The sequence below is a fragment of the Bradyrhizobium diazoefficiens genome (genome assembly GCF_016616885.1).
GTDB lineage: Bacteria > Pseudomonadota > Alphaproteobacteria > Rhizobiales > Xanthobacteraceae > Bradyrhizobium > Bradyrhizobium diazoefficiens_F.
The window spans coordinates 5,609,310-5,632,019 of the sequence record NZ_CP067102.1; the positions used below are offsets into that span (position 1 = coordinate 5,609,310).

General features: G+C 62.3%; 29 protein-coding genes and 2 pseudogenes. 18 read left to right on the forward strand and 13 right to left on the reverse strand.

Annotated features, from left to right (window positions below; all coding sequences use genetic code 11):
• Window positions 1-183: 183 nt before the first annotated feature.
• From JJC00_RS26255 to JJC00_RS26270, 4 genes are all read left to right on the forward strand, one after another.
• Complete coding sequence (locus JJC00_RS26255) at window positions 184-879, forward strand: GntR family transcriptional regulator (protein ID WP_188099312.1); 696 nt, start codon at window positions 184-186, stop codon at window positions 877-879.
• A gap of 75 nt (window positions 880-954) precedes the next feature.
• On the forward strand, window positions 955-2,688 hold the full coding sequence (gene oxc, locus JJC00_RS26260) for an oxalyl-CoA decarboxylase (protein WP_200468773.1): 1,734 nt from the start codon (window positions 955-957) through the stop codon (window positions 2,686-2,688).
• A 65-nt stretch (window positions 2,689-2,753) separates the two neighbouring features.
• Window positions 2,754-4,031 (forward strand): formyl-CoA transferase, encoded by a 1,278-nt coding sequence (gene frc, locus JJC00_RS26265; RefSeq protein WP_200468774.1) that lies wholly within the window; start codon window positions 2,754-2,756, stop codon window positions 4,029-4,031.
• A 420-nt stretch (window positions 4,032-4,451) separates the two neighbouring features.
• The gene (locus JJC00_RS26270) at window positions 4,452-4,634 is read left to right on the forward strand and encodes a hypothetical protein (protein WP_200468775.1); all 183 of its coding nucleotides are present in this window, start codon (window positions 4,452-4,454) and stop codon (window positions 4,632-4,634) included.
• Between the two features lie 95 nt (window positions 4,635-4,729).
• Here the strand turns inward: JJC00_RS26270 and JJC00_RS26275 are convergent, their stop codons facing one another.
• From JJC00_RS26275 to JJC00_RS26285, 3 genes are all read right to left on the reverse strand, one after another.
• On the reverse strand, window positions 4,730-4,954 hold the full coding sequence (locus JJC00_RS26275; RefSeq protein WP_200468776.1) for a hypothetical protein: 225 nt from the start codon (window positions 4,952-4,954) through the stop codon (window positions 4,730-4,732).
• 55 nt (window positions 4,955-5,009) lie between these two features.
• Window positions 5,010-5,252, reverse strand: coding sequence for a transcriptional regulator (locus JJC00_RS26280; protein WP_200468777.1), 243 nt, complete (start codon window positions 5,250-5,252; stop codon window positions 5,010-5,012).
• A 98-nt stretch (window positions 5,253-5,350) separates the two neighbouring features.
• The gene (locus JJC00_RS26285) at window positions 5,351-5,560 is read right to left on the reverse strand and encodes a cold-shock protein (RefSeq protein ID WP_200468778.1); all 210 of its coding nucleotides are present in this window, start codon (window positions 5,558-5,560) and stop codon (window positions 5,351-5,353) included.
• A 273-nt stretch (window positions 5,561-5,833) separates the two neighbouring features.
• Between JJC00_RS26285 and JJC00_RS26290 the strand changes: the two genes are divergently transcribed.
• Together JJC00_RS26290 and JJC00_RS26295 are read left to right on the forward strand one after the other, a co-directional pair.
• Window positions 5,834-6,016: a hypothetical protein gene (locus tag JJC00_RS26290; protein WP_200468779.1), complete on the forward strand. Its 183-nt coding sequence runs from the start codon at window positions 5,834-5,836 to the stop codon at window positions 6,014-6,016.
• A gap of 212 nt (window positions 6,017-6,228) precedes the next feature.
• Window positions 6,229-6,498, forward strand: a complete 270-nt coding sequence (locus tag JJC00_RS26295; protein WP_200474373.1) for a hypothetical protein — start codon at window positions 6,229-6,231, stop codon at window positions 6,496-6,498.
• A 4-nt stretch (window positions 6,499-6,502) separates the two neighbouring features.
• On the opposite strand, the gene JJC00_RS38295 is transcribed toward JJC00_RS26295, so the two are convergent.
• The 4 genes and pseudogenes from JJC00_RS38295 to JJC00_RS26310 all read right to left on the reverse strand — a co-directional run bounded on the left by JJC00_RS38295 (window position 6,503) and on the right by JJC00_RS26310 (window position 8,437).
• Window positions 6,503-7,033: an alpha/beta hydrolase family protein gene (locus JJC00_RS38295; RefSeq protein WP_246773924.1), complete on the reverse strand. Its 531-nt coding sequence runs from the start codon at window positions 7,031-7,033 to the stop codon at window positions 6,503-6,505.
• A gap of 172 nt (window positions 7,034-7,205) precedes the next feature.
• Window positions 7,206-7,337, reverse strand: a pseudogene (locus tag JJC00_RS38785) (alpha/beta hydrolase family protein); the annotation flags it as partial.
• 282 nt (window positions 7,338-7,619) lie between these two features.
• A complete protein-coding gene (locus JJC00_RS26305) occupies window positions 7,620-7,865 on the reverse strand; it encodes a helix-turn-helix domain-containing protein (RefSeq protein WP_200468780.1) in 246 nt (81 codons plus the stop codon).
• A 5-nt stretch (window positions 7,866-7,870) separates the two neighbouring features.
• Window positions 7,871-8,437 (reverse strand): DUF2975 domain-containing protein, encoded by a 567-nt coding sequence (locus JJC00_RS26310; RefSeq protein ID WP_200468781.1) that lies wholly within the window; start codon window positions 8,435-8,437, stop codon window positions 7,871-7,873.
• 138 nt (window positions 8,438-8,575) lie between these two features.
• On the opposite strand from JJC00_RS26310, the gene JJC00_RS26315 reads away from it, so the two are divergent.
• Both JJC00_RS26315 and JJC00_RS26320 read left to right on the forward strand, forming a co-directional pair.
• A complete protein-coding gene (locus JJC00_RS26315) occupies window positions 8,576-9,013 on the forward strand; it encodes a DUF2147 domain-containing protein (protein WP_200468782.1) in 438 nt (145 codons plus the stop codon).
• Window positions 9,014-9,169: 156 nt separating this feature from the next.
• Window positions 9,170-9,613 (forward strand): SRPBCC family protein, encoded by a 444-nt coding sequence (locus JJC00_RS26320; RefSeq protein WP_200468783.1) that lies wholly within the window; start codon window positions 9,170-9,172, stop codon window positions 9,611-9,613.
• Between the two features lies 1 nt (window position 9,614).
• Here the strand turns inward: JJC00_RS26320 and JJC00_RS26325 are convergent, their stop codons facing one another.
• From JJC00_RS26325 to JJC00_RS26335, 3 genes are all read right to left on the reverse strand, one after another.
• A complete protein-coding gene (locus JJC00_RS26325; RefSeq protein ID WP_200474374.1) occupies window positions 9,615-9,827 on the reverse strand; it encodes a hypothetical protein in 213 nt (70 codons plus the stop codon).
• Window positions 9,773-10,036: a DUF3551 domain-containing protein gene (locus JJC00_RS26330; RefSeq protein ID WP_200468784.1), complete on the reverse strand. Its 264-nt coding sequence runs from the start codon at window positions 10,034-10,036 to the stop codon at window positions 9,773-9,775. Before JJC00_RS26330 ends, JJC00_RS26325 begins: the two co-directional genes overlap by 55 nt.
• Window positions 10,037-10,229: 193 nt before the next feature.
• Window positions 10,230-11,561: an Hsp70 family protein gene (locus JJC00_RS26335; RefSeq protein WP_200468785.1), complete on the reverse strand. Its 1,332-nt coding sequence runs from the start codon at window positions 11,559-11,561 to the stop codon at window positions 10,230-10,232.
• A gap of 298 nt (window positions 11,562-11,859) precedes the next feature.
• On the opposite strand from JJC00_RS26335, the gene JJC00_RS26340 reads away from it, so the two are divergent.
• The 6 genes from JJC00_RS26340 (at window position 11,860) to JJC00_RS26365 (ending at window position 17,640) form a co-directional block, all read left to right on the forward strand.
• Entirely contained in the window at window positions 11,860-11,997 is a 138-nt protein-coding gene (locus JJC00_RS26340; protein WP_164938782.1) for a hypothetical protein, read from the forward strand.
• 249 nt (window positions 11,998-12,246) lie between these two features.
• Complete coding sequence (gene oxlT, locus JJC00_RS26345) at window positions 12,247-13,536, forward strand: oxalate/formate MFS antiporter (protein ID WP_200468786.1); 1,290 nt, start codon at window positions 12,247-12,249, stop codon at window positions 13,534-13,536.
• 260 nt (window positions 13,537-13,796) lie between these two features.
• Window positions 13,797-15,119: an oxalate/formate MFS antiporter gene (gene oxlT / locus JJC00_RS26350; RefSeq protein ID WP_200468787.1), complete on the forward strand. Its 1,323-nt coding sequence runs from the start codon at window positions 13,797-13,799 to the stop codon at window positions 15,117-15,119.
• A 188-nt stretch (window positions 15,120-15,307) separates the two neighbouring features.
• Window positions 15,308-15,736 carry a CBS domain-containing protein gene (locus tag JJC00_RS26355; protein ID WP_200468788.1) on the forward strand — a complete coding sequence of 143 codons (429 nt, stop codon included), beginning with the start codon at window positions 15,308-15,310 and terminating at the stop codon, window positions 15,734-15,736.
• Between the two features lie 99 nt (window positions 15,737-15,835).
• Entirely contained in the window at window positions 15,836-16,855 is a 1,020-nt protein-coding gene (locus JJC00_RS26360; protein WP_200468789.1) for a 2-dehydropantoate 2-reductase, read from the forward strand.
• Window positions 16,855-17,640, forward strand: a complete 786-nt coding sequence (locus tag JJC00_RS26365; RefSeq protein ID WP_200468790.1) for a fumarylacetoacetate hydrolase family protein — start codon at window positions 16,855-16,857, stop codon at window positions 17,638-17,640. Before JJC00_RS26360 ends, JJC00_RS26365 begins: the two co-directional genes overlap by 1 nt.
• 45 nt (window positions 17,641-17,685) lie before the next feature.
• Here the strand turns inward: JJC00_RS26365 and JJC00_RS26370 are convergent, their stop codons facing one another.
• From JJC00_RS26370 to JJC00_RS26380, 3 genes are read right to left on the reverse strand one after another with little or no spacing between them, the layout of a single operon-like run.
• Window positions 17,686-18,435 (reverse strand): hypothetical protein, encoded by a 750-nt coding sequence (locus JJC00_RS26370; RefSeq protein ID WP_200468791.1) that lies wholly within the window; start codon window positions 18,433-18,435, stop codon window positions 17,686-17,688.
• A gap of 3 nt (window positions 18,436-18,438) precedes the next feature.
• On the reverse strand, window positions 18,439-18,885 hold the full coding sequence (locus JJC00_RS26375; protein WP_200468792.1) for a hypothetical protein: 447 nt from the start codon (window positions 18,883-18,885) through the stop codon (window positions 18,439-18,441).
• A gap of 16 nt (window positions 18,886-18,901) precedes the next feature.
• Window positions 18,902-19,453 (reverse strand): hypothetical protein, encoded by a 552-nt coding sequence (locus JJC00_RS26380; RefSeq protein ID WP_200468793.1) that lies wholly within the window; start codon window positions 19,451-19,453, stop codon window positions 18,902-18,904.
• 153 nt (window positions 19,454-19,606) lie between these two features.
• Between JJC00_RS26380 and JJC00_RS26385 the strand changes: the two are divergent.
• The 4 genes and pseudogenes from JJC00_RS26385 to JJC00_RS26400 form a co-directional block, all read left to right on the forward strand.
• Window positions 19,607-19,906, forward strand: a pseudogene (locus JJC00_RS26385) (fumarylacetoacetate hydrolase family protein); the annotation flags it as partial.
• Window positions 19,907-20,102: 196 nt separating this feature from the next.
• Complete coding sequence (locus tag JJC00_RS26390) at window positions 20,103-21,509, forward strand: hypothetical protein (RefSeq protein WP_200468794.1); 1,407 nt, start codon at window positions 20,103-20,105, stop codon at window positions 21,507-21,509.
• A gap of 56 nt (window positions 21,510-21,565) precedes the next feature.
• Window positions 21,566-22,282, forward strand: a complete 717-nt coding sequence (locus tag JJC00_RS26395) for a hypothetical protein (RefSeq protein ID WP_200468795.1) — start codon at window positions 21,566-21,568, stop codon at window positions 22,280-22,282.
• Between the two features lie 169 nt (window positions 22,283-22,451).
• On the forward strand, window positions 22,452-22,655 hold the full coding sequence (locus JJC00_RS26400) for a hypothetical protein (protein ID WP_092188913.1): 204 nt from the start codon (window positions 22,452-22,454) through the stop codon (window positions 22,653-22,655).
• Window positions 22,656-22,710: the final 55 nt, after the last annotated feature.

Here is a 22,710-nt window from a genome sequence, read left to right on the forward strand (position 1 = left end):
TTGGTATGCCAGAAGCCAACTTGTCAAGTCAGAGCGCCACTTAGAACGCCGCAAAAAATAGCCAGCTTGACATTCTGGCATGTGGTATGCCAAAAACTTTCCAGCAATATTCCTGTAAAAGACGACTCCCACTGGAGGAGAATCGTCGTGTCACTGCGGAAACCAACCAAGGCGTTGCCGAACATGGCCGAGGCAGACATCGCAATCGTTCGTATTGCCCCGGAGAGCAGCTTCAAGAACAAGGCGTATGACGCCTTGAAGGAAGCCATCCTCAAGATGGACATCTACTCGACGCCCGAGCCGGTGATGCTCGACGAGCGCGCGTTGTCGGAACGCCTGGGTGTCAGCCGCACGCCGATCCGCGAAGCGATCGCGATGCTCGAGCAGGACGGTTTCGTGAAGACCGTGCCGCGCCGTGGCATCATGGTGGTGCGCCGGACCAAGAGCGAGATCGTCGACATGATCCGCGCCTGGGCGGCGCTGGAGAGCATGGCGGCGCGCCTCATCACCACCACCGCGCGCAAGAAAGACATCTCGGCGCTGCGCGACTTCTTCAAGGATTTCGGCAAGGACCGCCTGCCCGAGGATCACGTCGAAGAATACTCGCGCGCCAACATCGCCTTCCACCAGGCGCTGATCTCGTTGTCGGAATCGCCGGTGCTGGTCGATCTCACCAACGATCTTCTGTTGCACGTGCGCGGCTATCGCCAGCTGACGATCGGACGCAAGGACCGCACCGCGACGTCGCTGCCCGAGCATCTCGGCATGATCGAAGCGCTCGAGGCACGCGACACCGAGCTCGCCGAGAAGCGCGCCCGCGACCACACCCTTGGCCTTGCCGCTTACGTCGAAGCGCACGGCCAGGAACTCTTCACCTAGCAACCTTCACCAGAAGGGCGAAGCACTCGCCCCCCAAAGCCTAAACGGCATCTTGAGACCAGGGAGACAAGGCCCATGCTGAACACCGCGACCAAGTCCGAAGCACCGGGCACCGAGCAGGAACTGACGGATGGCTTCCATCTCGTCATCGACGCGCTCAAGCTGAACGGCATCAACACCATCTATAATGTGCCGGGCATCCCGATCACGGATTTGGGCCGCATGGCGCAGGCCGAAGGCATTCGCGTGATCTCCTTCCGCCACGAGCAGAACGCCGGTTACGCCGCAGGCATCGCCGGCTATCTGACCAAGAAGCCCGGCGTCTGCCTCACGGTGTCCGCGCCCGGCTTCCTCAACGGCCTCACTGCGCTCGCGCACGCCACCACCAACTGCTACCCGATGATCCTGGTCTCGGGCTCCTCCGAGCGCGAGATCGTCGATCTCCAGCAGGGCGACTACGAAGAGATGGACCAGCTTGCGATCGCCAAGCCGCTGTGCAAGGCGGCCTATCGCGTGCTGCACGCCCAGGACATCGGCATCGGCTTCGCCCGCGCCATCCGCGCCGCAGTCTCGGGCCGTCCGGGCGGCGTCTATCTCGACCTGCCGGCAAAGCTGTTCGGCCAGGTGATGAACGCCGAGGCCGGCCAGAAGTCGCTGGTCAAGGTGATCGACGCAGCTCCGGCGCAGATCCCCTCGCCCGCTTCGGTCAAGCGCGCGCTCGACGTGCTCAAGGCCGCAAAGCGTCCGCTCATCATCCTCGGCAAGGGCGCGGCCTATGCACAGGCCGATGAAGAGATCAAAAACTTCGTCGAAAAGAGCGGCGTGCCGTTCCTGCCGATGAGCATGGCCAAGGGCCTGCTCCCCGACACGCATCCGCAGTGCGCCGGTGCGGCGCGTTCGACGGTGCTGAAGGATTCCGACGTCGTCATGCTGATCGGCGCGCGGCTGAACTGGCTGCTCTCGCACGGCAAGGGCAAGAGCTGGGGCGAATCCCCGAAGAAGTTCATCCAGGTCGACATCGAGCCAAGGGAAATGGACTCCAACGTCGAGATCGTCGCGCCCGTCGTCGGCGACATCGGCTCGGTCGTCTCCGCCTTCAATCAGGCGATGGGAGCGGGCTGGACTGCTCCGCCGGCGGAATGGACCAAGGCCATCGTGTCCAAGCGCGATGAGAACGTCGCCAAGATGGCGCCGAAGCTCATGAACAACAAGTCGCCGATGGATTATCACGGCGCGCTTGGCGTGCTGAAGAACGTCATCAAGGATCACCCCGAGGCGATCCTCGTCAATGAAGGCGCCAACACCCTCGACCTCGCCCGCGGCGTCATCGACATGTACCGCCCACGCAAGCGTCTCGACGTCGGCACCTGGGGCGTGATGGGCATCGGCATGGGCCAGGCGATTGCGGCTGCGCTCGAGACCGGTCACCCCGTGCTCGCGGTGGAAGGCGACAGCGCGTTCGGCTTCTCCGGCATGGAGGTCGAGACCATCTGCCGCTACAACCTTCCGATCTGCGTCGTCATCTTCAACAATGACGGCATCTATCGCGGCACCGACGTCAACAGCGTCAACGCCGACCCGGCGACGACGGTGTTCGTCAAGGGCGCGCGCTACGACAAGATGATGGAAGCCTTCGGCGGCGTCGGCGTGAACGCCACCTCGCCCGACGAGCTCAAGCGCGCCGTCAACGAGGCGATGGCTTCACGCAAGCCGACGCTCATCAACGCGGTGATCGATCCGGCCGCGGGCTCGGAGAGCGGCCGCATCGGCAACCTCAATCCGCAGAGCGTTCTGCAGAAGAAAAAGTAAGTCCTCCCCTTCAACCCTTTATTCCCTGTGGTAGCAGGGGCAGACACAGAGTACGGAGCAACACAATGACCAAGGCGCTCGAGGGCGTTCGCATTCTCGATTTCACCCACGTCCAGTCCGGACCGACCTGCACGCAGCTGCTCGCATGGTTCGGCGCCGACGTGATCAAGGTGGAACGCCCGGGCGTGGGTGACATCACCCGCGGCCAGCTGCAGGACATCCCGAACGTGGACAGCCTGTATTTCACCATGCTGAACCACAACAAGCGCTCGATCACGCTCGACACCAAGAACCCCAAGGGCAAGGAAGTCCTCACCGAGTTGATCAAGAAGTGCGACGTGCTGGTCGAGAACTTCGGCCCCGGCGTGCTCGACCGCATGGGCTTTCCCTGGGAGAAGATCCAGGCGATCAACCCGAAGATGATCGTCGCCTCGATCAAGGGTTTTGGTCCCGGACCGTATGAAGACTGCAAGGTTTATGAGAACGTCGCGCAGTGCACCGGCGGCGCCGCTTCCACCACCGGCTTCCGTGATGGACTTCCGCTCGTCACCGGCGCGCAGATCGGCGACAGCGGCACCGGCCTGCATCTCGCGCTCGGCATCGTCACCGCGCTCTATCACCGCACCCATTCGGGCAAGGGCCAGCGCGTCACCGCTGCGATGCAGGACGGCGTGCTCAACCTTGCGCGCGTCAAGCTGCGCGACCAGCAGCGCCTCGCCCACGGCCCCTTGAAGGAATACAGCCAGTTCGGCGAAGGCATTCCGTTCGGCGATGCGGTGCCGCGTGCCGGCAACGATTCCGGCGGTGGCCAGCCCGGCCGCATCCTGAAGTGCAAGGGTTTTGAGACCGATCCCAACGCCTACATCTACTTCATCACCCAGGCCCCGGTCTGGGAGAAGATCTGCGACGTGATCGGCGAGCCCACCTGGAAGACCGATCCGAACTACGCCAAACCGGCGGCCCGCCTGCCGCGGCTGAACGAGATCTTCGCCCGCATCGAGCGGTGGACGATGACGAAGACCAAGTTCGAGGCGATGGAAATCCTCAACAAGGACGACATCCCCTGCGGCCCGATCCTGTCGATGAAGGAGATCGCGGAAGACCAGTCGCTGCGCGCCACCGGCACGGTGGTCGAGGTCGATCACCCCACCCGCGGCAAGTACATTTCAGTCGGCAACCCGATCAAGCTGTCGGACTCCCCGAGCGACGTGGAGCGCTCCCCGCTGCTCGGCGAGCACACCGACGAGATCCTGCGCTCGGTGCTCGGCTTCAGCGATCACCAGGTCGCCGAGATCCACAAGTCCGGCGCGCTCGACCCGCCGCAGAAGCAGGCCGCTGAATAAGCGAAAGCACAACGCGTGAGACGAAAGGGCCGCCCATCGAGGCGGCCCTTTTTGCGTTAGAGAGGCCGTGCGGTCGCAGACCAAAACCAAAACTGAAAAACAACCCCATGCACAGTAGCCAACCCCTTGGCCAACAAGCAATTTCGTATTTTTAGAAAAATATTTGACACGTCGGGCAAAACAGGGGCAAAGTCTGATCATCCGAGATGGTGTTGCCCCCTCGCCCTCACGCGATGGTGCCGAATTAACTAGACCCGGCAGGAACAGACAGAATAGCGCCAAGTTGTTCCCGCACCGGTGGGTCTGCGCAATCGCGCACCGCCGACGACAGGGTCGATCACCACCGACCGTGAGCGGGAAACGCCTGATCCGGCGCCTTTCGAGATCGCACCCGTCCAGCCAGCCACATCGAGGTCAAAAATGATGAAAGATCCCCCCGCGTCCAGGGCCCTGCGCGACGCCAACAGGGCATTCAAGCCGGTCGAAATCAAGAAGGAGATAAGCGACTACGCGAAGACGCAACAATCCCTTCACGAAAATCGCGAGCGCCTGAAGGCAGAGCGACTGGCCCGAGAGGCCAGAGAGCGAACTCACCGCGAATGAGGCAATGCTGATGCCGCATTATTATTTCGACATCAGGGACGGACAAGCACTCCCCGTCGATGAAGAGGGCCGGACCCTGGCGAACCAGAGAGCCTCTAAAGCATCGACAGTACGACGATCCCGTCCTCAAGCTCCCCTGATGCCAGACGCTCCCGCGCAATGCGCTCGAACTCGGTCCGGTACTTCTGGAGATAGCTGAAAGCCTGTTTCTGGGTCTGAAAATTGGTCGCAAGCCGGCACATCTGTCGGCCGGCGCCGAGCGCGAGAAAAAAGGTGATTGTGCCGCCGCCGTCCGGCTTAACTCTCGGCACGATCCGCACTCTCAGGCATGTGACCGGCCCCTCTCCAGATTTTCGTCGGCAGCGTCGAAGTCGCCTATTGCGGCAGCTTCCTCGCGCGCTTCTTCGGCGCGGGGGCCGGCAGCGCCGCGCGAAGCGTGGCGTCAGCCGCTTCCTTGGCCTCGCGCAGCTCGCGAAGTCTCACCATGTTCTTGCGAATGTCGATGGACTGCTTTTCGGCATCCGCCATCGCCCGCGCGCCTTCTTCAGCGGCGAGGCGCTGACGGCCCAAACGCGCGATGCCTTCGGGTGTCGGTTCTGCCGATTTCTTGGCGCTCATCCCTCACCCTGTTCTGGAACGGACAAAACCCGCTCAATCCAGGGATCGAGCGGGTCGCATGGCCGTTTCAGTACATCCGTGAAACGGCACTATAGAGGTCAAGCCAGCGAGAGATTCTCAGCGCTGACCTTGCCCCGCATCTTGTCGGTCTTGGCCTCGAAGTTCACCTTCTGGCCCTCGGCGAGACCTGCAAGACCTGCCCGCTCGACCGCGCTGATGTGAACGAACACATCGTTGCCGCCGTCGTCGGGCTGAATGAATCCAAAGCCTTTCTGGCCATTAAACCACTTTACTGTACCTGTTGCCATTTCTCTTCTCCAAAGCGCACAAACGCGCATTCCGCGTGACGCTCACGCAGGACCGATTCAATTCGTCGATGTCTATGGAAAAGGAGCCCGCGGGCACATTCAACAAGGCACAGCGGCTGAACGAACAGCTCCAAGGTATACCTCACCATCGACATTAGCAAGGCTTCAGCCGGATTTAATGGCGCCCGGGGCATCCTCGGAACCTTCGCGGGTTTGAGGACTCAACCCTTGAGGTCGGCCAGCGCAAGGCGGACGAGCCTTCGCGAGCCTCTGTTGTCGCGTCACATCGACAAACGCACCCGCGCGACGATGCGAAGCGCTCTGCGCAAGGAACTGCTGCAGCAGCGCCAGCGTCATCAGGAGTTCCCGGCAATCAGCGTATCCTTCTGGACATACATCGCGCAGATTCATGCTAGGGTCCGTCATCACCGGCCGGCTCGTGGCATCTACCGGTGATGAGAACGCCGATTGCGCTCCCGCCCATTCCAGGAAGGGAGCGGCCTCATGGAACGGCGTCACATTGGCAAGCCAACCCAAACTCTCAGGCAGCGGCTGACCGACGACATCGGACACCTGCGGGAGGAGGCCCGCACACTTCCTCCCAGTCAGCGCCGCGAGAATTTGCTGCGCAGGGCACAGCAGGACGAGACGGCCATCCAGATCGACGCATGGCTCAGCTCTCCGGGTCTGAGGGCGCCGACATGACGCTGCAGTATCGCGCTTATCTCGTCGGAGCGAACGGCGTGTTCCAATCGGCCGAGGCCTTCGAGGCGACCTCCGATGCCGCCGCACTCGTCCATGCGGAGCGGTTCGCGTTGCGCGGCAATGTCGAGGTGTGGCACCTTGACCGGAAGATTGCGCTGCTGAAGGCGCCACTTGTCGAAGGCGCGGGCAAGATCTCCATTGACCGCGCCTCGCGCCGCATCAATCTCAGCTGAGCGCTCAGCGTTCTCCACCCGCGAGCTGCTCATGAAAGTACTTCACCACCGCCGCGTTGAACTCGCGGTGAAAGCCTACCCTGTCGAATCCCGCCGGCGTATCGGTGCAGATGCGCGGGATGGCGGCCGCGAGCTCGGCCGAGCAAGGTGCGAGGAAGGCGAAATGACCGGCCGGCACGACATGAATCTCGGGCTTGCCGGGTAGCCCCTCCGCGACCCGCGCGGTCCCTGAGCCGTCGCCGACGCCGGGGCCCCCGAATTGCGACCGCCAGAACTGGAACGGCACCTTGACGACAGCGAGGTTCTCCCGCGTCAGGACGCCCGGTGCAGGATCGACGATCACAGCGGTGCGGATGCGCGCATCCTGAATGGGCGCAGGCGGCGTATCGCCATTGTGCAGCTCTGCGCACGCCCCGGTCGTCTCCTTGCAGAAGCTGGCGATCCGCGCGAAGTCCGGCTTGACGCCCATCAGCACAAAGCCGGTTGCACTTCCGAGCGAGAAACCAAAGAAGCCGACCTTGACGGGATCGATCACCGCCCTGTCCTTCCAGTCCCTTCAGCATAAAATCGAGCAGGCGCACGATGTCCGCCGGGCGCGATCCCCAGACGGACAGCGTGTCGCGCCGCGAGGAGTCGCTAAACGTATCGCCCGGATGATTGATCGCCGCGACGACGAAGCCGGCGTCGGCCAGCGCCTCCGCCGTATCGTGCTGCTGGCCGAAAAATCCGCCGCGGCCGTGCGAGAAGATGATGAGGGGAAGTTTTGCGCCCGTGACCGGACAATCCTTCACGCCCTTCAGGTCGAAATCGGCGCCGACCGAAAGATTGCCAAGCGCCACATGCGTCGGCTCCGCGGCGCAAGGGTACCAGATCGCGCCTGACAGCGCCGGGTCCGATTGGAGAAGCTGAATGCCCGCGGCCCTGGCGGCTGAGCCAAGACAAAGAATCGCGATGGCGAATGCCCAAAGTATCTTGCGCAATGGAGCCCCTGATTTCGCGCGGAAGTTGAGCGAGGAACGATAGCGGAATTGTGGCTTCGATCGTGCTAGAACCGTGCACGATCCGGGCGCGTCCGGCCGGGGAGGCCTCGAGTTTGCTGCTGCCGCCTGGCCGGAGAGAGCTCAGCTCCCCTCGGCTGCATCCCGATCGCTCTCCTCGCCCGCGACATACTCGAGGATGTCTCCGGGCTGGCAGTCAAGTTCGCGGCAGATCGCGGCCAGGGTCGAGAAGCGCATCGCTCTCGCCTTGCCGGTCTTCAGGATCGACAGGTTCTGGATGGAAATGCCAATTGCGTCGGCGAGGTCACCGAGGCGGCGCTTCCGCTTCGCAAGCATGACATCGAGGTTCACGACGATCGGCACCAGCATTCACCTCAGATCGTCAGTTCGTTTTCCGACTGCAGCAGGATGGCGTGCTCGATGACGAATTTGAGCGCCATCAGAAACACGCCGCCTGCGATCGTGCCGATGTCCACGTTATAGGACGGCAGGAAGAACTTGATGTCGCCGATCTCGTGCAAGGCATAGGCCACCGCGTTGCTGGTGATCAGGTCAATGAACGGCCAGATCACCAGAATGATCCCCATCCACCACATGCCCTGAAGCGTCTCCGCCACGAAGATCCGGCCGCGCGCGAAACGATGCACCATGCGGTGGAGGATGCCGGTGAACACGGCAAAGAACGACAGCTGAAACAAGAATAACGTCCAGAACAGCATCTGCCCCTGGGGCGACATGTCGAGCGGGTTGGTGACGATGCCCGCGCATTTCGCCTGCTCGGGACTGAGGCTGGCCGCAATCGACGCGGAGGCGGTCGTGTTGTGGCGATAGGCAAGCCATATCACCACCGGGAATGCCGCCCAGATCATCCAGAACGCAAGATCGAGGCGTCGAAACCAGCGCTGCCGGGCCTCGCGCACCGACGTCCCCACCACAACCATCTCCAGCTACTCCGCAATGCAAGGGTCATCTACGGGGGCCAGTATGCCTGTTCCCTCAGCTTGACTCAACCTTAAGCGCGATATATTGATCGTTTATCATGAAATAATTCATGATAATTGATCCAATATGGAGCCCCCATGCGTTCCACCCTCGTCCGGCACGTGCTCGCAGCCCTGTTGTCCATCTCGCCGCTTGGAGATGCCAAAGCCGCAACGGCCAGCGAGCCCGCCGGCGTCTGGCTGACACAGTCTGGCGATGCGAAGATCAAGGTGAGCCGTTGCGGCAATGCACTGTGCGGCCGGGTCGTCTGGCTGAAAGATCCGCTGGATAAGAAGACGGGAAAGCCGCAGCTCGACGATCACAATTCCGATCCGGCGCTGCGCGGCCGAAAGATCGTCGGCATCTCCCTCTTCATCAACATGCAGACGGCCGGCGCCAATAAATGGTCGGGCCGGATCTACAATGCCGACGACGGCAAGACCTACGCGAGCACGGTGACCTTGCTGCCGTCAGGCAATCTCAACGTCCAGGGTTGCATGGGAACGTTGTGTGCAGGTGAAGACTGGACGCGATGAGCCGCGGATCGGCCAGGCAATAAGCGAAGCCGCCGGTTCCGGCGGCTCTAAAATCTGCGATGCCGTGTCGGATCGGCGGCATCTCGTTCGTCCTCGGTGCATGAATGGGCAACAGACGATAACGTCGAGCCCATCAGTTCGAAGGGAATAACGACCATGCCTAGCACCGTACGCCTGCACCGCGTTTTGGCCACCAGCCCGGAGAAAGTCTATCGCGCCTTCCTGGAGGCGGATGCGCTGGCAAAGTGGCTGCCGCCGAACGGCTTCACCTGCACCGTGCACCACTTCGAGCCCAAGGTCGACGGCACGTTCAAGATGTCGTTCCGCAACTTCACGACGGGCAACGGCCATTCGTTCGGCGGCGAATATCTCGAGCTCGTCCCCGGCGAACGTCTCCGATACACCGACAGGTTCGACGATCCCAATCTGCCGGGCGAAATCCAGGTGACGGTGACGCTGAAGAAAGTCCTTGTCGGCACCGAGGTCGATATCACCCAGGCCGGCATTCCCGACGCAATCCCGCCGGAAGCCTGCTATCTCGGCTGGCAGGAATCACTGCGCAACCTCGCGCGGCTCGTGGAGCCGGAGATCAAGCAATAGCTCATAGGTCGAGCAAGCGAAGGCGGGCGGTCACGCGCCCGCCTTCCGCTTGAGCCCGCCATCCGCGGTTCAGCTCGGGACTGTGTCCGATCAGCGCCAGGCCGCAGGCGATCGACTCGAACTGGTCGCCCGACATCAGCTGCTCGTTGTCATCGCGCTTTAATAGACGCCGCCTTGCTGTCGTCGGGTATTGTGGCCAGGCGATCCCCGCCAATATGGGTTCTCCAGGCACATGGCCGAGAGTCCCGAAGCCGTCGCCCGGCACTGATCCATCGAAGTGTAGCTGCAGTCGACGACGATGAGGCCCCGCTGGTGCCACGATTGAAGACAGACCGGATAACGTGGATCGTAGCGTTGAGCCGAGGCCGGGACGACTCCGAGAATCGTCGCGCCCGCCAGGATGATCCAACAAGGCATGCGCATCTCGTAAACTCTCTTTGGATTTCAGACCGGCGAGCACGACAGCATGGATTTGCCCGCCACGCTATTGGATCTTGCTGGAGAACCGCCACATGACTGATCTCCCCTGACGATTGATTCAGAGGGTTTACGGTCGAGGGACGCCAACCGCCATTGATTTAAGCCAAAGCTTCGCAACGTGGAAACATTGCGGCCCCTATACGCCTGCCCCCGACTTGAGCCCACCGTCCGCGGTCCAGCGGCCCGGCTCGGGACTGTGTCCGATCAGCGCGAGGCCATAGGCGATCGACTCGAACTGGTCGCCCGACATCAGCCGCTCGTTGCCGAACCGGTCTGCGAACAGTTTTCGCACCGCCGGCACGAATGAGGTGCCGCCAGTCAAGAACACCTTCTCCACCTCGCGCGCGGTGATGCCGGCTTCCCCCAGCACCTTGTCGACCGTGGCGCCTAGCCGGGCGATGTCGTCGGCAATCCAGGCGTCGAAGTTTTTCCGTGTGATGGTCGAGCCGATCTCGACACCGCCTCCCCTGAAGCGGAAGTCGACCTCGTCCTTGGCCGACAGCGCGACCTTGGCGTCCGACACCGCGCGGTACAGCGAGAAGCCGAGATCAAAATCGACGATGGTGATGAAATCCTCGAGCAGCGCCGGCTCCAATGCAGTGCGCGCAAGCTCCCGCAGCTCGCGGAGATCGCCGTTGCTCTTCATCAGCGCGAGCTGATGCCAGCGCGCGAGGTTGGTATAGTGACTGTTCGGGATCGGCAGCAGCTTGTCGAACGAGCGGAAGCTCGATCCTTTGCCGAGCCGCGGCGAGATGACGTGATCGACGATGCGATAATCGAACGTATCCCCCGCAATGCCGATGCCGGCATGTCCGAGCGGCTCGGCGCGCAACACGCCGCCCGCGCGTGAGAAGCGCATCACCGAGAAGTCGCTGGTGCCGCCGCCGAAATCCGCAACCAGCACTGTGGCATCACGCTCCAGCCGGCGGGCGAAGGAGAACGCCGCGCCCACGGGCTCATAGACATAGCGCGCGTGGCCGGCGCCGAGGCGCTCGAACGCCGCGCGATAGCGCTGCATGGCCAGATCGTCGTCGGGATTGCCGCCGGCAAAGCGCACGGGCCGGCCGACCGTGATGTTGGCCGCCTCGAAGCCGAACTTGTCGCCGCCATGGCGCGCCAGCGTCCGCAGGAACGCCGCCAGAATATCCTCGAACTTGAAGCGCTGCCGGAACACTTGGGTGGTGTTGAAGTTCGAGCTTGCCGCGAAGGTCTTGAACGACTGCAGGAAGCGGTAGACATGGCGTCCCTCGAGAAACTGCTCGATCGCCCACGGGCCGCCTTCGGCCTGGGCGCCGGCGCCCGGCCGGTCTTCCCAGAAGCACAGGGCCGAGACGAAGGTGCTGTGGCGTTGTCCGCCATGGTCGAAGCGGATCGCCTCGACCCGGCGATCGTCCACCGCAAGTGCGACGACGGTGTTGCTGGTCCCAAAATCGATGCCGATCGAGACGGCGGGCGAGGCGCTCGACATGAACCACTCTGCAAGATGCTTGGAAAAGGGGGCGAACCACTAGCTGTTTTGCACTGCGGTGCCAAGAGCCGGGTCAAGAGCCGATCTGTAGCGGCCCGGAGCCTGTTTCCCGCGCCTTTGAGCCCCAAAACGGCAGGTTTTTGACCTCAGCGGCCCCGCTTTGACGAAGCATTATGCTGCAATGCGGCAGATCGAATGCTGCCATGCAATGGCGTGCGTGGACAGTGGCATCTGGTATACATAGATTGCCTTCCGAAATGAGACAGCATTATTGACCGTCTCGAGAAAGGAAATTCCGATGTCCAAGACCGCTTCCGTCGCGCTCGCGCCCTCCGCCTCGCTGTTCGCCCGCTTCATGGCCGCCGTCGACCGCTTCCTGATGGCGAGCGCCGAGATCTCCAACCACAACGGCGATCTGCCCCGTTTCGGCCTGTAAGGGCCAGGGCGAGAGCCGGCGCGTCGAATTGTCGCGGCGGTTGTAATACCAGCGAACTCCTACTTTTGAAGAATGGCCCTGCTCTGCGGGGCCATTTCTATTTGGGAATCGGCACATTTGCGCAGCCTCGCAAACGAGGTTGCGTCATAAGCGCACAATGGGCCGACGCGCGCTTGATGCTTGGCATAATGAATACAAGAATGCCGCCAACGCTCGCTCCAAAAAACAGAAGCGCTCATTGGAGGATTCATGACGGACATGGTGCAAACAACAACGGCTCCTGCAGCCGCGCGCGTCAGCGACACATATCGCTGGGCGCAACTGGCGATCGGCGTAGCGGCCATGGTGATGATCGCCAATTACCAATATGGCTGGACGTTCTTCGTCCCCGACATCCAGAAGAAATTCGGCTGGGATCGCGCTTCGATCCAGTGGGCCTTTACTCTGTTTGTTTTGTTCGAGACCTGGCTCGTGCCGGTCGAAGGATGGTTTGTCGATAAATACGGTCCGCGCATCGTCGTGCTCGTCGGCGGCGTGCTCTGCGCGATCGGCTGGGCAATCAACGCGGAGGCCACCACGCTCAACGGCTACTATCTCGGCATGATCATCGCGGGCATCGGCGCGGGCGGCGTCTACGGCACCTGCGTCGGCAATGCGCTGAAATGGTTTCCCGACAAGCGCGGTCTTGCCGCGGGCATCACGGCCGCCGGCTTTGGTGCAGGCTCCGCGCTCACCGTCGCGCCGATCCAGGCCATGATCAAGGACAGTGGCTTCCAGACCACCTTCCTCTATTTCGGCCTCGGACAAGGCATCATTGTCGCCATTCTTGCCTTCTTCCTGATTGCGCCGAAGGCGGGACAAGTGCCTGCTGCGGTTCAGAATGCGACGCTCGCGCAGACGCGGCGCAACTACCAGCCGACCGAAGTTTTGCGTCAGCCGATCTTCTGGTTGATGTACTTCATGTTCGTGATCGTCGGCGCCGGCGGCTTGATGGTGACGGCGAATTTGAAGCCGATCGCGGTCGACTGGAAGGTCGACGCCGTGCCGGTCACGCTGATCGGCATGACCATGACCGCGGTGACGTTCGCGGCAACCATCGACCGCGTGCTCAACGGCCTGACGCGTCCGTTCTTCGGCTGGATCTCCGACATGATCGGCCGCGAGAACACGATGTTCATCGCCTTCGGCATGGAAGGCATCGGCATCTGGATGCTCTATCTCTGGGGCCAGGATCCGATCTGGTTCGTGATCCTGTCGGGTTTCGTGTTCTTTGCCTGGGGCGAGATCTACTCGCTGTTCCCCTCGACCTGCACCGACACGTTCGGCGCGAAGTTCGCGACCACCAATGCCGGCCTGCTCTACACCGCCAAGGGCACCGCCGCATTGCTGGTGCCGCTCGCGAACTACGTGCAGCAGACCTCCGGCCACTGGGACAACGTGTTCATCCTCGCGGCCGGCGCCAACATCCTGGCCTCCCTGCTTGCGATCGTGGTGCTGAAGCCCTGGCGCAAGGTCGTGGTCGCGCAATCGAGCGTCTGAGCCCGCTCGCACAACGCCCTCTCGCGAACGACGCCCGGCCTCACGGCCGGGCGTTTTCGTTTTGGCCGAATATACCACAATACCGGAAACCCGAAGGAATCCTGCACTTTTTGTCAGCGGCCCGCCAAGATAGGACTTGCTTTCTGGGATATGGTATACCAAGCTGCCGGCCGCGCTTGCGACGATAAGCCACAATATTTGCGACACTCCGTCATATGGGCAGCAGTGTCGCGACCAGACAGGCGCTTGGGAGGTTGTTGATGATGTCCAGCATGGACGGCGCGGTGACCGCTGCGCCCCTACGAACCGGTTTCCGTTGGCTCCAGCTCGCCATGGGCATCGTCTGCATGGCGATGATCGCGAACCTGCAATATGGCTGGACGCTGTTCGTCGATCCGATCGATCACGAACACCATTGGGGTCGCGCCGCGATCCAGCTCGCCTTCACCATCTTCGTCGTCACCGAGACTTGGCTGGTTCCGGTCGAGGCGTGGTTCGTCGACAAATACGGCCCGCGCATCGTCATCATGTTCGGCGGCGTGATGATCGCGCTGTCCTGGGTGCTCAACTCCTACGCAGATTCGCTTCCCCTGCTCTATACCGCAGCCGTCATCGGCGGCATGGGCGCGGGCGCGGTGTACGGCACCTGCGTCGGCAACGCGCTGAAATGGTTTCCCGATCGCCGCGGCCTCGCCGCGGGTGCAACGGCCGCCGGCTTCGGCGCGGGCGCCGCGCTCACCGTAGTGCCGATCGCGGCCATGATCGTCGCGAGCGGCTATCAGCACGCGTTCCTCACCTTCGGCATCGGCCAGGGCGTGATCGTGTTCGTGCTCGCTTTCTTCATCCAGCCGCCGCGGATCTCGATCCCGCCGAAGAAGAAGCAGCTCAATTTGCCGCAGACCAAGATCGACTTCACGCCGCCGCAGGTGCTGCGCGCCCCTATTTTCTGGGTGATGTACCTCGTCTTCGTGATGGTCGCCTCCGGCGGCCTGATGACCGCGGCGCAGATCGCGCCGATCGCGCACGACTTCAAGATCGCCGACACGCCGGTCACGCTCGCCGGCTTCCAGATGGCGGCACTGACGTTCGCCATTTCGCTCGACCGCATCTTCGATGGTTTTGGCCGCCCGTTCTTCGGCTTCGTCTCCGACACGATCGGCCGCGAGAACACCATGTTCATCGCGTTCGGCACCGCCGCGCTGATGCTGCTCACGCTGTCGGCCTATGGCCATGTTCCGCTCGTGTTCGTGCTGGCCACCGCGGTTTATTTCGGTGTGTTCGGCGAGATCTACTCGCTGTTCCCCGCGACCTGCGGCGACACCTTCGGCTCGAAGTTCGCGACCACCAACAACGGCATGCTCTACACAGCGAAGGGCACCGCCTCCCTGCTCGTCCCGCTCGCAAGCGTGATCTCGACCGCCTATGGCTGGAAGGCCGTGTTCGTGGTGGCAGTGGCGCTGAACGCGACGGCCGCGCTGATGGCGCTGTTCGTGATCAAGCCGCTGCGCCGCTCCTTCATCCTGGGCAAGGAAGCCGAGAGCATCGACACCGCGGCCACCACCACCAAGACCGAAGCAGCGTAGCGACCACACGCTTTTAGATCGGTCAAAAGGGGCGCAGCGATGCGCCCCTTTTTCTTTGTCTCCTTTGTGCCGCGACGACAAACGTCAGCATTCCTGCCGCAAGAATTTTCGGATCAGCCAAATCGAGCGCTTGACGATTGGCATTATGTATACCAAACTCGGTCCGTCATTCACCCAGGGAGGTTGCAATGCTGGTCGGAGACATTCTGCGCAAGAAGACGCCGCGCGTTGTCACGGTGCGAATGAACGAAACGGTGGGTATCGCCGCCAAGCTGATGCGGGCCAACAACATCAGCGCGCTGGTGGTGAAGGACGTGGTCCGCTCGGAAGGAAATACCGCGGTCGGCATGTTCACCGAGCGCGACGTGGTGCGCGCGGTCGCCGAGCACGGCGCCAACGCCGTCAACGTCAAGGTCTCGCAGCTGGTCTCGGTGCAGCAGCTGGTCTCCTGCACCTCCTCGGACACGATCGAGCACGTCAGGCATCTGATGAACCGGAATCACATCCGGCACCTGCCCGTGATCGACGATTACAGCCTCGTCTCCGTCATCAGCATGCGCGACATCGCGACTGCGATTGACGAAGCGCTCAACGGCACGCCGCAAGCAGCCGCCTGAAGCGGCACTCTTCCCCTGCGACTACCGGCCCCGGCTCGGAGACATCCGAGCCGGACCGGATCTTTCGTCCCAAAATTCCGGTACTCCCGCGAGGATTTCATGAAGATCTGCATCTACGGCGCCGGCGCGATCGGCGGATATCTCGGCGTGCAGCTGGCGCGCGCAGGCGCCGATGTCAGCCTGGTCGCACGTGGCGCACACCTGGCCGCGATGCGCGAGCACGGCCTGACGCTGCTCGCCGGCGAGGAAAAGCACACCGTCCGTCCCCGCTGCACCGACAACGCGGCCGAGCTCGGCGTGCAGGACTACGTCATCGTCACGCTGAAGGCGCATTCGATCACCGGCGTGATCGAGAAGATGCAGCCGCTGCTCGGGCCGCACACCCGCATCGTCACCGCGGTCAATGGCATCCCCTATTGGTACTTCCACAAGCACGGCGGCAATTACGAGAACTCGACGCTGGAGAGCATCGATCCCGGCGGGCGGCAATGGCGCGAGCTGGGCGCCGAACGCGCGATCGGCTGCATCGTCTATCCCGCCACCGAGATCGAGGCGCCCGGCGTGATTCGCCACGTCTACGGCAACAATTTTCCGCTCGGCGAGCCCTCCGGCGAGATCACCAGCGACGTGCAGCGCCTCGCCGATCTCTTCGTCGCGGCCGGCCTGAAGGCGCCGGTGCTCGACCGCATCCGCGACGAGATCTGGCTCAAGCTCTGGGGCAATGTCTGCTTCAACCCGATCAGCGCACTGACGCATGCCACGCTCGACGTGATCTGCACCGATCCGTCCACGCGGGCGCTGTCGCGCGCGATCATGATGGAGACGCAAGCGATCGCCGAAACCTTCGGCGTCAAATTCCGCGTCGACGTCGAGCGCCGCATCGAGGGCGCCCGCAAGGTCGGCGCGCACAAGACCTCGATGCTGCAGGATCTCGAGCGCGGCCGCCCGATGGAGATCGACCCGCTCGTCACCGTGGTGCAGGAGATGGGCCGCCTGACCAAGATCCCCACGCCGGCACTCGACTCTGTGCTGGCAATGGTGACCCAGCGCGCCCGCGTCGCCGGTCTCTATGACGGCGTCTCCGCGCCATCAGATCCTCGTGCACTGGCGGTGGCGTGATGACGGGCGAGATCAAACAGTGGCTCCGCTTCCGCCACGCCGGCACCACCGGCTTCGGCACGCTGACCGCATCGGACATCAGCGTCCATGAAGGCGAGATGTTCGGCCGCCATGCAGCCACCGGCAAGACGCTGGCGCTGGCGGAGGTCGAACTGCTCGCGCCTTGCGCGCCCAGCAAGATCGTCGCGCTCTGGAACAATTTTCACGCGCTCGCGGCGAAACTCAATCAGCCCGAGCCGCCGGAGCCGCTCTATCTGCTGAAGGCCACCACCACCATCACGACGCCAGGCGCCGTGATCCGCCGTCCGTCCTACTACGACGGCAAGACGACCTATGAGGGTGAGCTCGGCATCGTCATCGGCAAGACCTGCGCGCGCGTCTCGCCAGCCGAAGCGGATAGCTTCATCTTCGGCTACACCTGCGTCAACGACATCACCGCCAACGACATCCTGACCAGCGATCCCACCTTTCCCCAGTGGGCCCGCGCCAAGGGCATCGACGATTACGGCCCGTTCGGCCCGGTCATCGCGACCGGCCTCGATCCCGCAAAACTCACCGTTCGCACCATCCTCAATGGCGCGGAGCGGCAGAACTATCCGATCGCGGACATGATCTTCAGCGCGCAAGCGCTCGTCAGCAAGATCTCCCACGACATGACCCTGCTCCCCGGCGATCTCATTGCGGTCGGCACCTCGGTCGGCGTCGGCGTCATGAAGGAGCCGGTGAACACGGTGACGGTGGCGATCGACGGCATCGGGGAGTTGACGAACGAGTTTCGGCTGTAGCAGCGAACTCATCGCATTGTCGGAACGACAGCTCGAAGCACGATATCACGGTCTGTACGTAAGTAGCGAATTCTTGGTCACCAACGCTTGCCCTCTCGGCAATACGAAGTAGTCGCCGTTGGCCGCTTGGCCGATCAGCTTCTCATCCACCATTTCTCGGAGGTTACGTCGAAATCGAGACTTATTGCTGTCGCCAACTTTTGATTCCAAGAATGCGGCGCTAGCGTTTGCACTCCTCGATAGCAAAACCAGCACCTCTTGCTTTGCAGTGAGATCGTGGCGAGCAATAAACAGCTCACCTTGACGCTCGATGATTACCGGGTACTCCTTCGCCGAGAGCCCATCGACGATCTCCTGGGCCTGGGACATCGCGTAACCACCATAGACCCTGACAAACTCACACAGTATCCAAGTGGTGGTTGTCAAAACGAAATGCGTATCCATGCTATTCGCATCGAATCCACCAAGGTGCGCAGCATCTCGATTGTTCCGGAAGTCGAGCAACAAGCGAACCAACGGAACCGTCTTTTGACGTATGTGATCGTCTATCGTTCCTTCGCTTGTCACCCTATTCAGGATCCGTGTCTTCTCAGCAGCGGGAATGTCAACTCCAAACGGGGTCACTGAGTCACTCAAGAGATGCTGATGTATCCGCAGCACCACCTCCGCAAACCGGCCGCCTTTCAACTGTCCCGGCCCCCAGTCATTCATGGCGAACCGCTTCTTGATTTCAAGGTATTCCTCAATCAGCTTGGCGCTGAGGTCAGGAGGAATTCGGCCAATTGACAGGGTCATCGATTACTTGCCGCCGGTGGGCTTCTTGTATCCACCCGCGACGAATTGCTCGCCGCTGCGAGTGACAACGTAGGCCGTCTTGTTGTTTTTCTTTTCGTCAGGCTCCATCAGGTGGCCCTGTTTGATGCAGTGCCTGATGTTCACGCCGATGTTCGAGGGCATTGGTTCTTTGGCGTCGCTGTAGCCTTTTTCAAGCTCGGCCCTAGTGAAGGACGACATCCCGAGGTGCATTTCCAGGAAATAGCCAATTCCCAAAGTGCGCTGAATGTCCGTCGCCGGCGGATTCTCAAGCAGGAATTCCTTGACCGACCGCTTCTTCGATCCACCCGCCGCAGCATTGCGGCTGACGCTAGCAGCGCTGCTGCCCGCTTCAATCCGTGTCACTCGCGCGTCGAGTCCCTTGATCGCCTCCAATATCGCATCGAGTTTCTCGTCGGTGCTCGCTGTCATAGCTTGATCCCCCCGCTCATTCTTCACCCGCCAACTTCTTGATGAGCTCCGCGCCGAGCTTCAGCCCTGGACCGGTCAGCATCCAGCCGGAATCCTTGGTACCGCCGAGCACGTTGCCCTTTCCCTTCAGATAGTAGGCATGGTTGCCCTCGTTGAAGCAGCCCATAGCGCGGCAAACGTCACGCGCGGTCCTGTCATCGAATCTCGTCTCGGCCGTCTGTAGAAATGCGGCGATGCCGGCAAGCACATAGGCATTGATCGTCTTTTCCTTGCCGTTCTTGCCGGGCGCTTCAGGCGGCAATACTTCTGGAGCACCGCCTTCAATGTGAAAGACACGACTAATCTGTTCGCGAGTAATGCCGTTGGCGCGCATCCACGATTTCACCTTCGGCGCAAGCGGAGGTCCATCATGATCGTCGTCTGGCAATTCGGGCGAAGGCGAAACGGCGACCTGGGGTACTGCCCCCAACATCACCATCACCGCCCTGATCGCGCGGTCGCGCACATCAGGCTCGTGCGGCTCCAAAAGTCTATAAAGCTCAGTCGTAAGAGCTGGCAGATCGGGCATCGGGACAAGAGCTCCTAATTAATTCATACGAATATCATATGAGGACGCCATATGACGGTCGCAATAGGGCCTTCCACAGCTTTTTGCCCTCAATAACGCAAGTATCGCGCGCCCTTGCATATGTTCTTGATATGTTTACAAGAATTGTGGCCTGCCAAATGCATCGATGATTACGGCCCGTTCGGCCCGGTCATCGCGACCGGCCTCGATCCCGCAAAACTCACCGTTCGCACCATCCTCAATGGCGCGGAGCGGCAGAACTATCCGATCGTGGACATGATCTTCAGCGCGCAGCAGCTCGTCAGCAAGATCTCCCACGACATGACCCTGTTCCCCGGCGATCTCATTGCCGTCGGCACCTCGGTCGGCGTGGGCGTCATGAAAGAGCCGGTGAACACGGTGACGGTGGCGATCGACGGCATCGGGGAGTTGACGAACGAGTTTCGGCTGTAGCCGCAACCGCAGGACCGTAGCCCCCCAATGTCGGGAGAACCCGACATTCCTCGCGCCGCCCTTCACCGAGCGGCTGACGCAACCAGCCGTGGATTGCGCCCCCAAACGCGTCCGGCAACCCGCCCTGCCCTTGATCTCGGTTCCGCTCTCCAATAGCAATCATGGCGAAAATGTGTGTCGGCGTGGGGACGTCACGATGTGGCTGTTTTTCCTGGTTGCCTGGGTTGTCCTGCTCGCCGCCATCGCGTTTCTCGCCCCGCAGGCGTTTGGTTACGATATCACCCATTTGCCCGCCCTGTTTGCGGGCCAGCCGATGCCGCAGCGCATCGCTATCGGCGCGATTCTGCTCGTCGGGCTGGTGCTGATCGGCGCCTCGGCCTGGCGGCTCTCGCGCCAGGATCGGCGCCTCGACAAGCTGCGCGACCGCCTCAAGAAGACCCGGGAAGACGTCGTCGTCGCCCACGCCCTGCAAAATCATCTCGATACCACCGTCCAGCACCTGATCGAGAGCGATCCCAGGGAGGCCGTCTCCGCACTGCATGACAAGCTGGGCGAGACCGAGCAGCGCGCGCTGCTCCAGCAGGGCCGCAACCAGTCCACCGACATGCACGACCAGCTCGCCGAGATCCGCCGCGGCCAGCAGCTGCTGCGCGAGATGGTCGGCAAGGTCGCTGATCAGCGCCGCGCGGTCGAACCCGTTTTCACCGAGATCCGCGACCGCCAGAACCAGCTTGAACGCTCGCTGCTCGACCTCGAGACCGACGATCGCAAGAACAATCTCGCCGACCGGCTGAAGGACATCGCCGGCGACGTATCGACGCTGCTGGGCCGGGTCAACGCGGTGCAGAACACCTTTTCGACGCTCAACCAGTACAAGGAAGATCTGGCGAAATCCCACGCCGAGCTGGCGCCGCTGCGCTCATCCGACGCCGGCATCAACGCCCTGATCAGCGAGCTCAGCCTCAGCCATGACCGTCTTGCCAAGACCCTCGACGAGATCGAGATCGGCGGCGAGGCGCCGCTCAGCGCACGCGTCGAGACACTGTCGAAGAACAAGATCGAGATCGAGCAGCGCCTGGCGCGTATCGACGACAGCGCCAACATCCTCAAAGCGATCCGGCTCGATTTCGAGGAGCTCGGCCAGCGCCAGGCCCAGCTCGACCGCTCGCTCGCCGACGTCGAGACCGATCCCGACGGCAAGACGCTCGTCGACCGCCAGAACGCGCTGAACGATTTTGTCCTCCAGTCGCGCCAGCGCCTCGGCGCCTTGCAGGAGACGCTGGCCACGCTCAACGCCTTCAAGGCGGAGCTGTCGAAATCCCAGGCCGATCTCGTGCCGTTGAAGGCGCCGGCGTTCGGCATCGAGGCCATGATCACCGACGTCAGCTCCACCCGCGATCTCCTGGCCAAAACCGTTGGCGAGATCGAGGCCAATGGCGATGTCACGCTCACCTCGCGCGTCGACGGGCTGACGAAGAGCAAGCGCGAGGTCGAAGACCGCCTCGCCCGGATCTTCGAGAATTTCAACGCGCTCGATGGCTTGCGCAAAGACATCGGCGGCATCTTCTCGACCATCCGCAACAGCCTGAACCGGATCGGGTGAAGGCCGAACGGCGGATCGGTTCGAACCGCGATTGATCTCCGCGCGACCAATTGCTCATGCGCTTCGTCCTCGGCTTTCTGTCCGGTCTCCTCGGCGCACTCGCCGGCTGGTCCGGCCTTGCCGCGCTGGTCGTCGTGTTGGCGGGACCGGATCGCGATGGCGGCATCGCCATGGGGGCCTTCTTCGACATCGGCCCGATCGGCGGCGTGGTCGGCCTGATCGCGGGCATCTTGCTGTTCGTGCGCTTCGGCCTCGTCCGGAGCGCAGCGCCACAAGCGCCTGCGGAAACCTCCGATGCCGCACCTCACCGCGCGACGCCACTCTCCTTCCCCTTTGCCGCCACCGTTGTGCTCATCGTGGCAATCCTTGGCTATTGGGGATGGTACGAATTGATCCGCTCGCCCAATCTCAGTCACGGCTTCATGACGCTCGCAATCGAGTTTCGGCTTCCCCCCGGCATGAGCCTGCCGGACAACCCGGAGGACGTTCACATCGAAATCGAGGAAGCGAGAGGGTATGCGGATCCGATGTTACCCGCCAACTGGCGCGCCCATGATGGCGATCGCCGCGCGATCATTGCTTGGACCTTGCTGATGTACAAGACGCGCCACCGCGCCGTCAGACTGACACTCCCGGACGTGCCCACGCAGCGCTGGTCGATCGATCTTCCGTCCGATCCGGATCCCACGCCCGGCTTTTCGCCCTGGCGCGTTGCGAGCGAACCCTCGCCAGCGAAAATCGAGATGCATTTCCGCCTCAGCGCCGACCGTTGAGGGCACGCATCACACCGAAACATTTCGACACATCTCACATCTCCGCGCGCCCGATCAATGCCGCCAACATGTCGCAGGGATGCCGCACTGTGGTCGCATTCCGCCGCCCTTCTGTGAGGCGTGTCTGGGGGCACGGCGACGCCGTGTTTGGACCAAACCTGCTAGGGGTGTGACTGTGAAGAAGATTGTAATTGTTCTGGGTGCGACGCTTGCTCTGGTAACGGCTGCGAACGCTGCGGATTTGCCGCGCCGCCAGCCCGTGCCGGTCTATCCGGCCGAGCAGGCCCCGATCGGCAAGATGCCGATTGGCAAGAGCCCGATTGGCAAGGCCCCGATCGGCAAGGCGCCCGGCCCGGTCGCGGCGCGCTACTGAGGCGTTAGCGGACGACACACGGAATTTGCGTAAGCGCCGACAGTCGAGGGGCAAA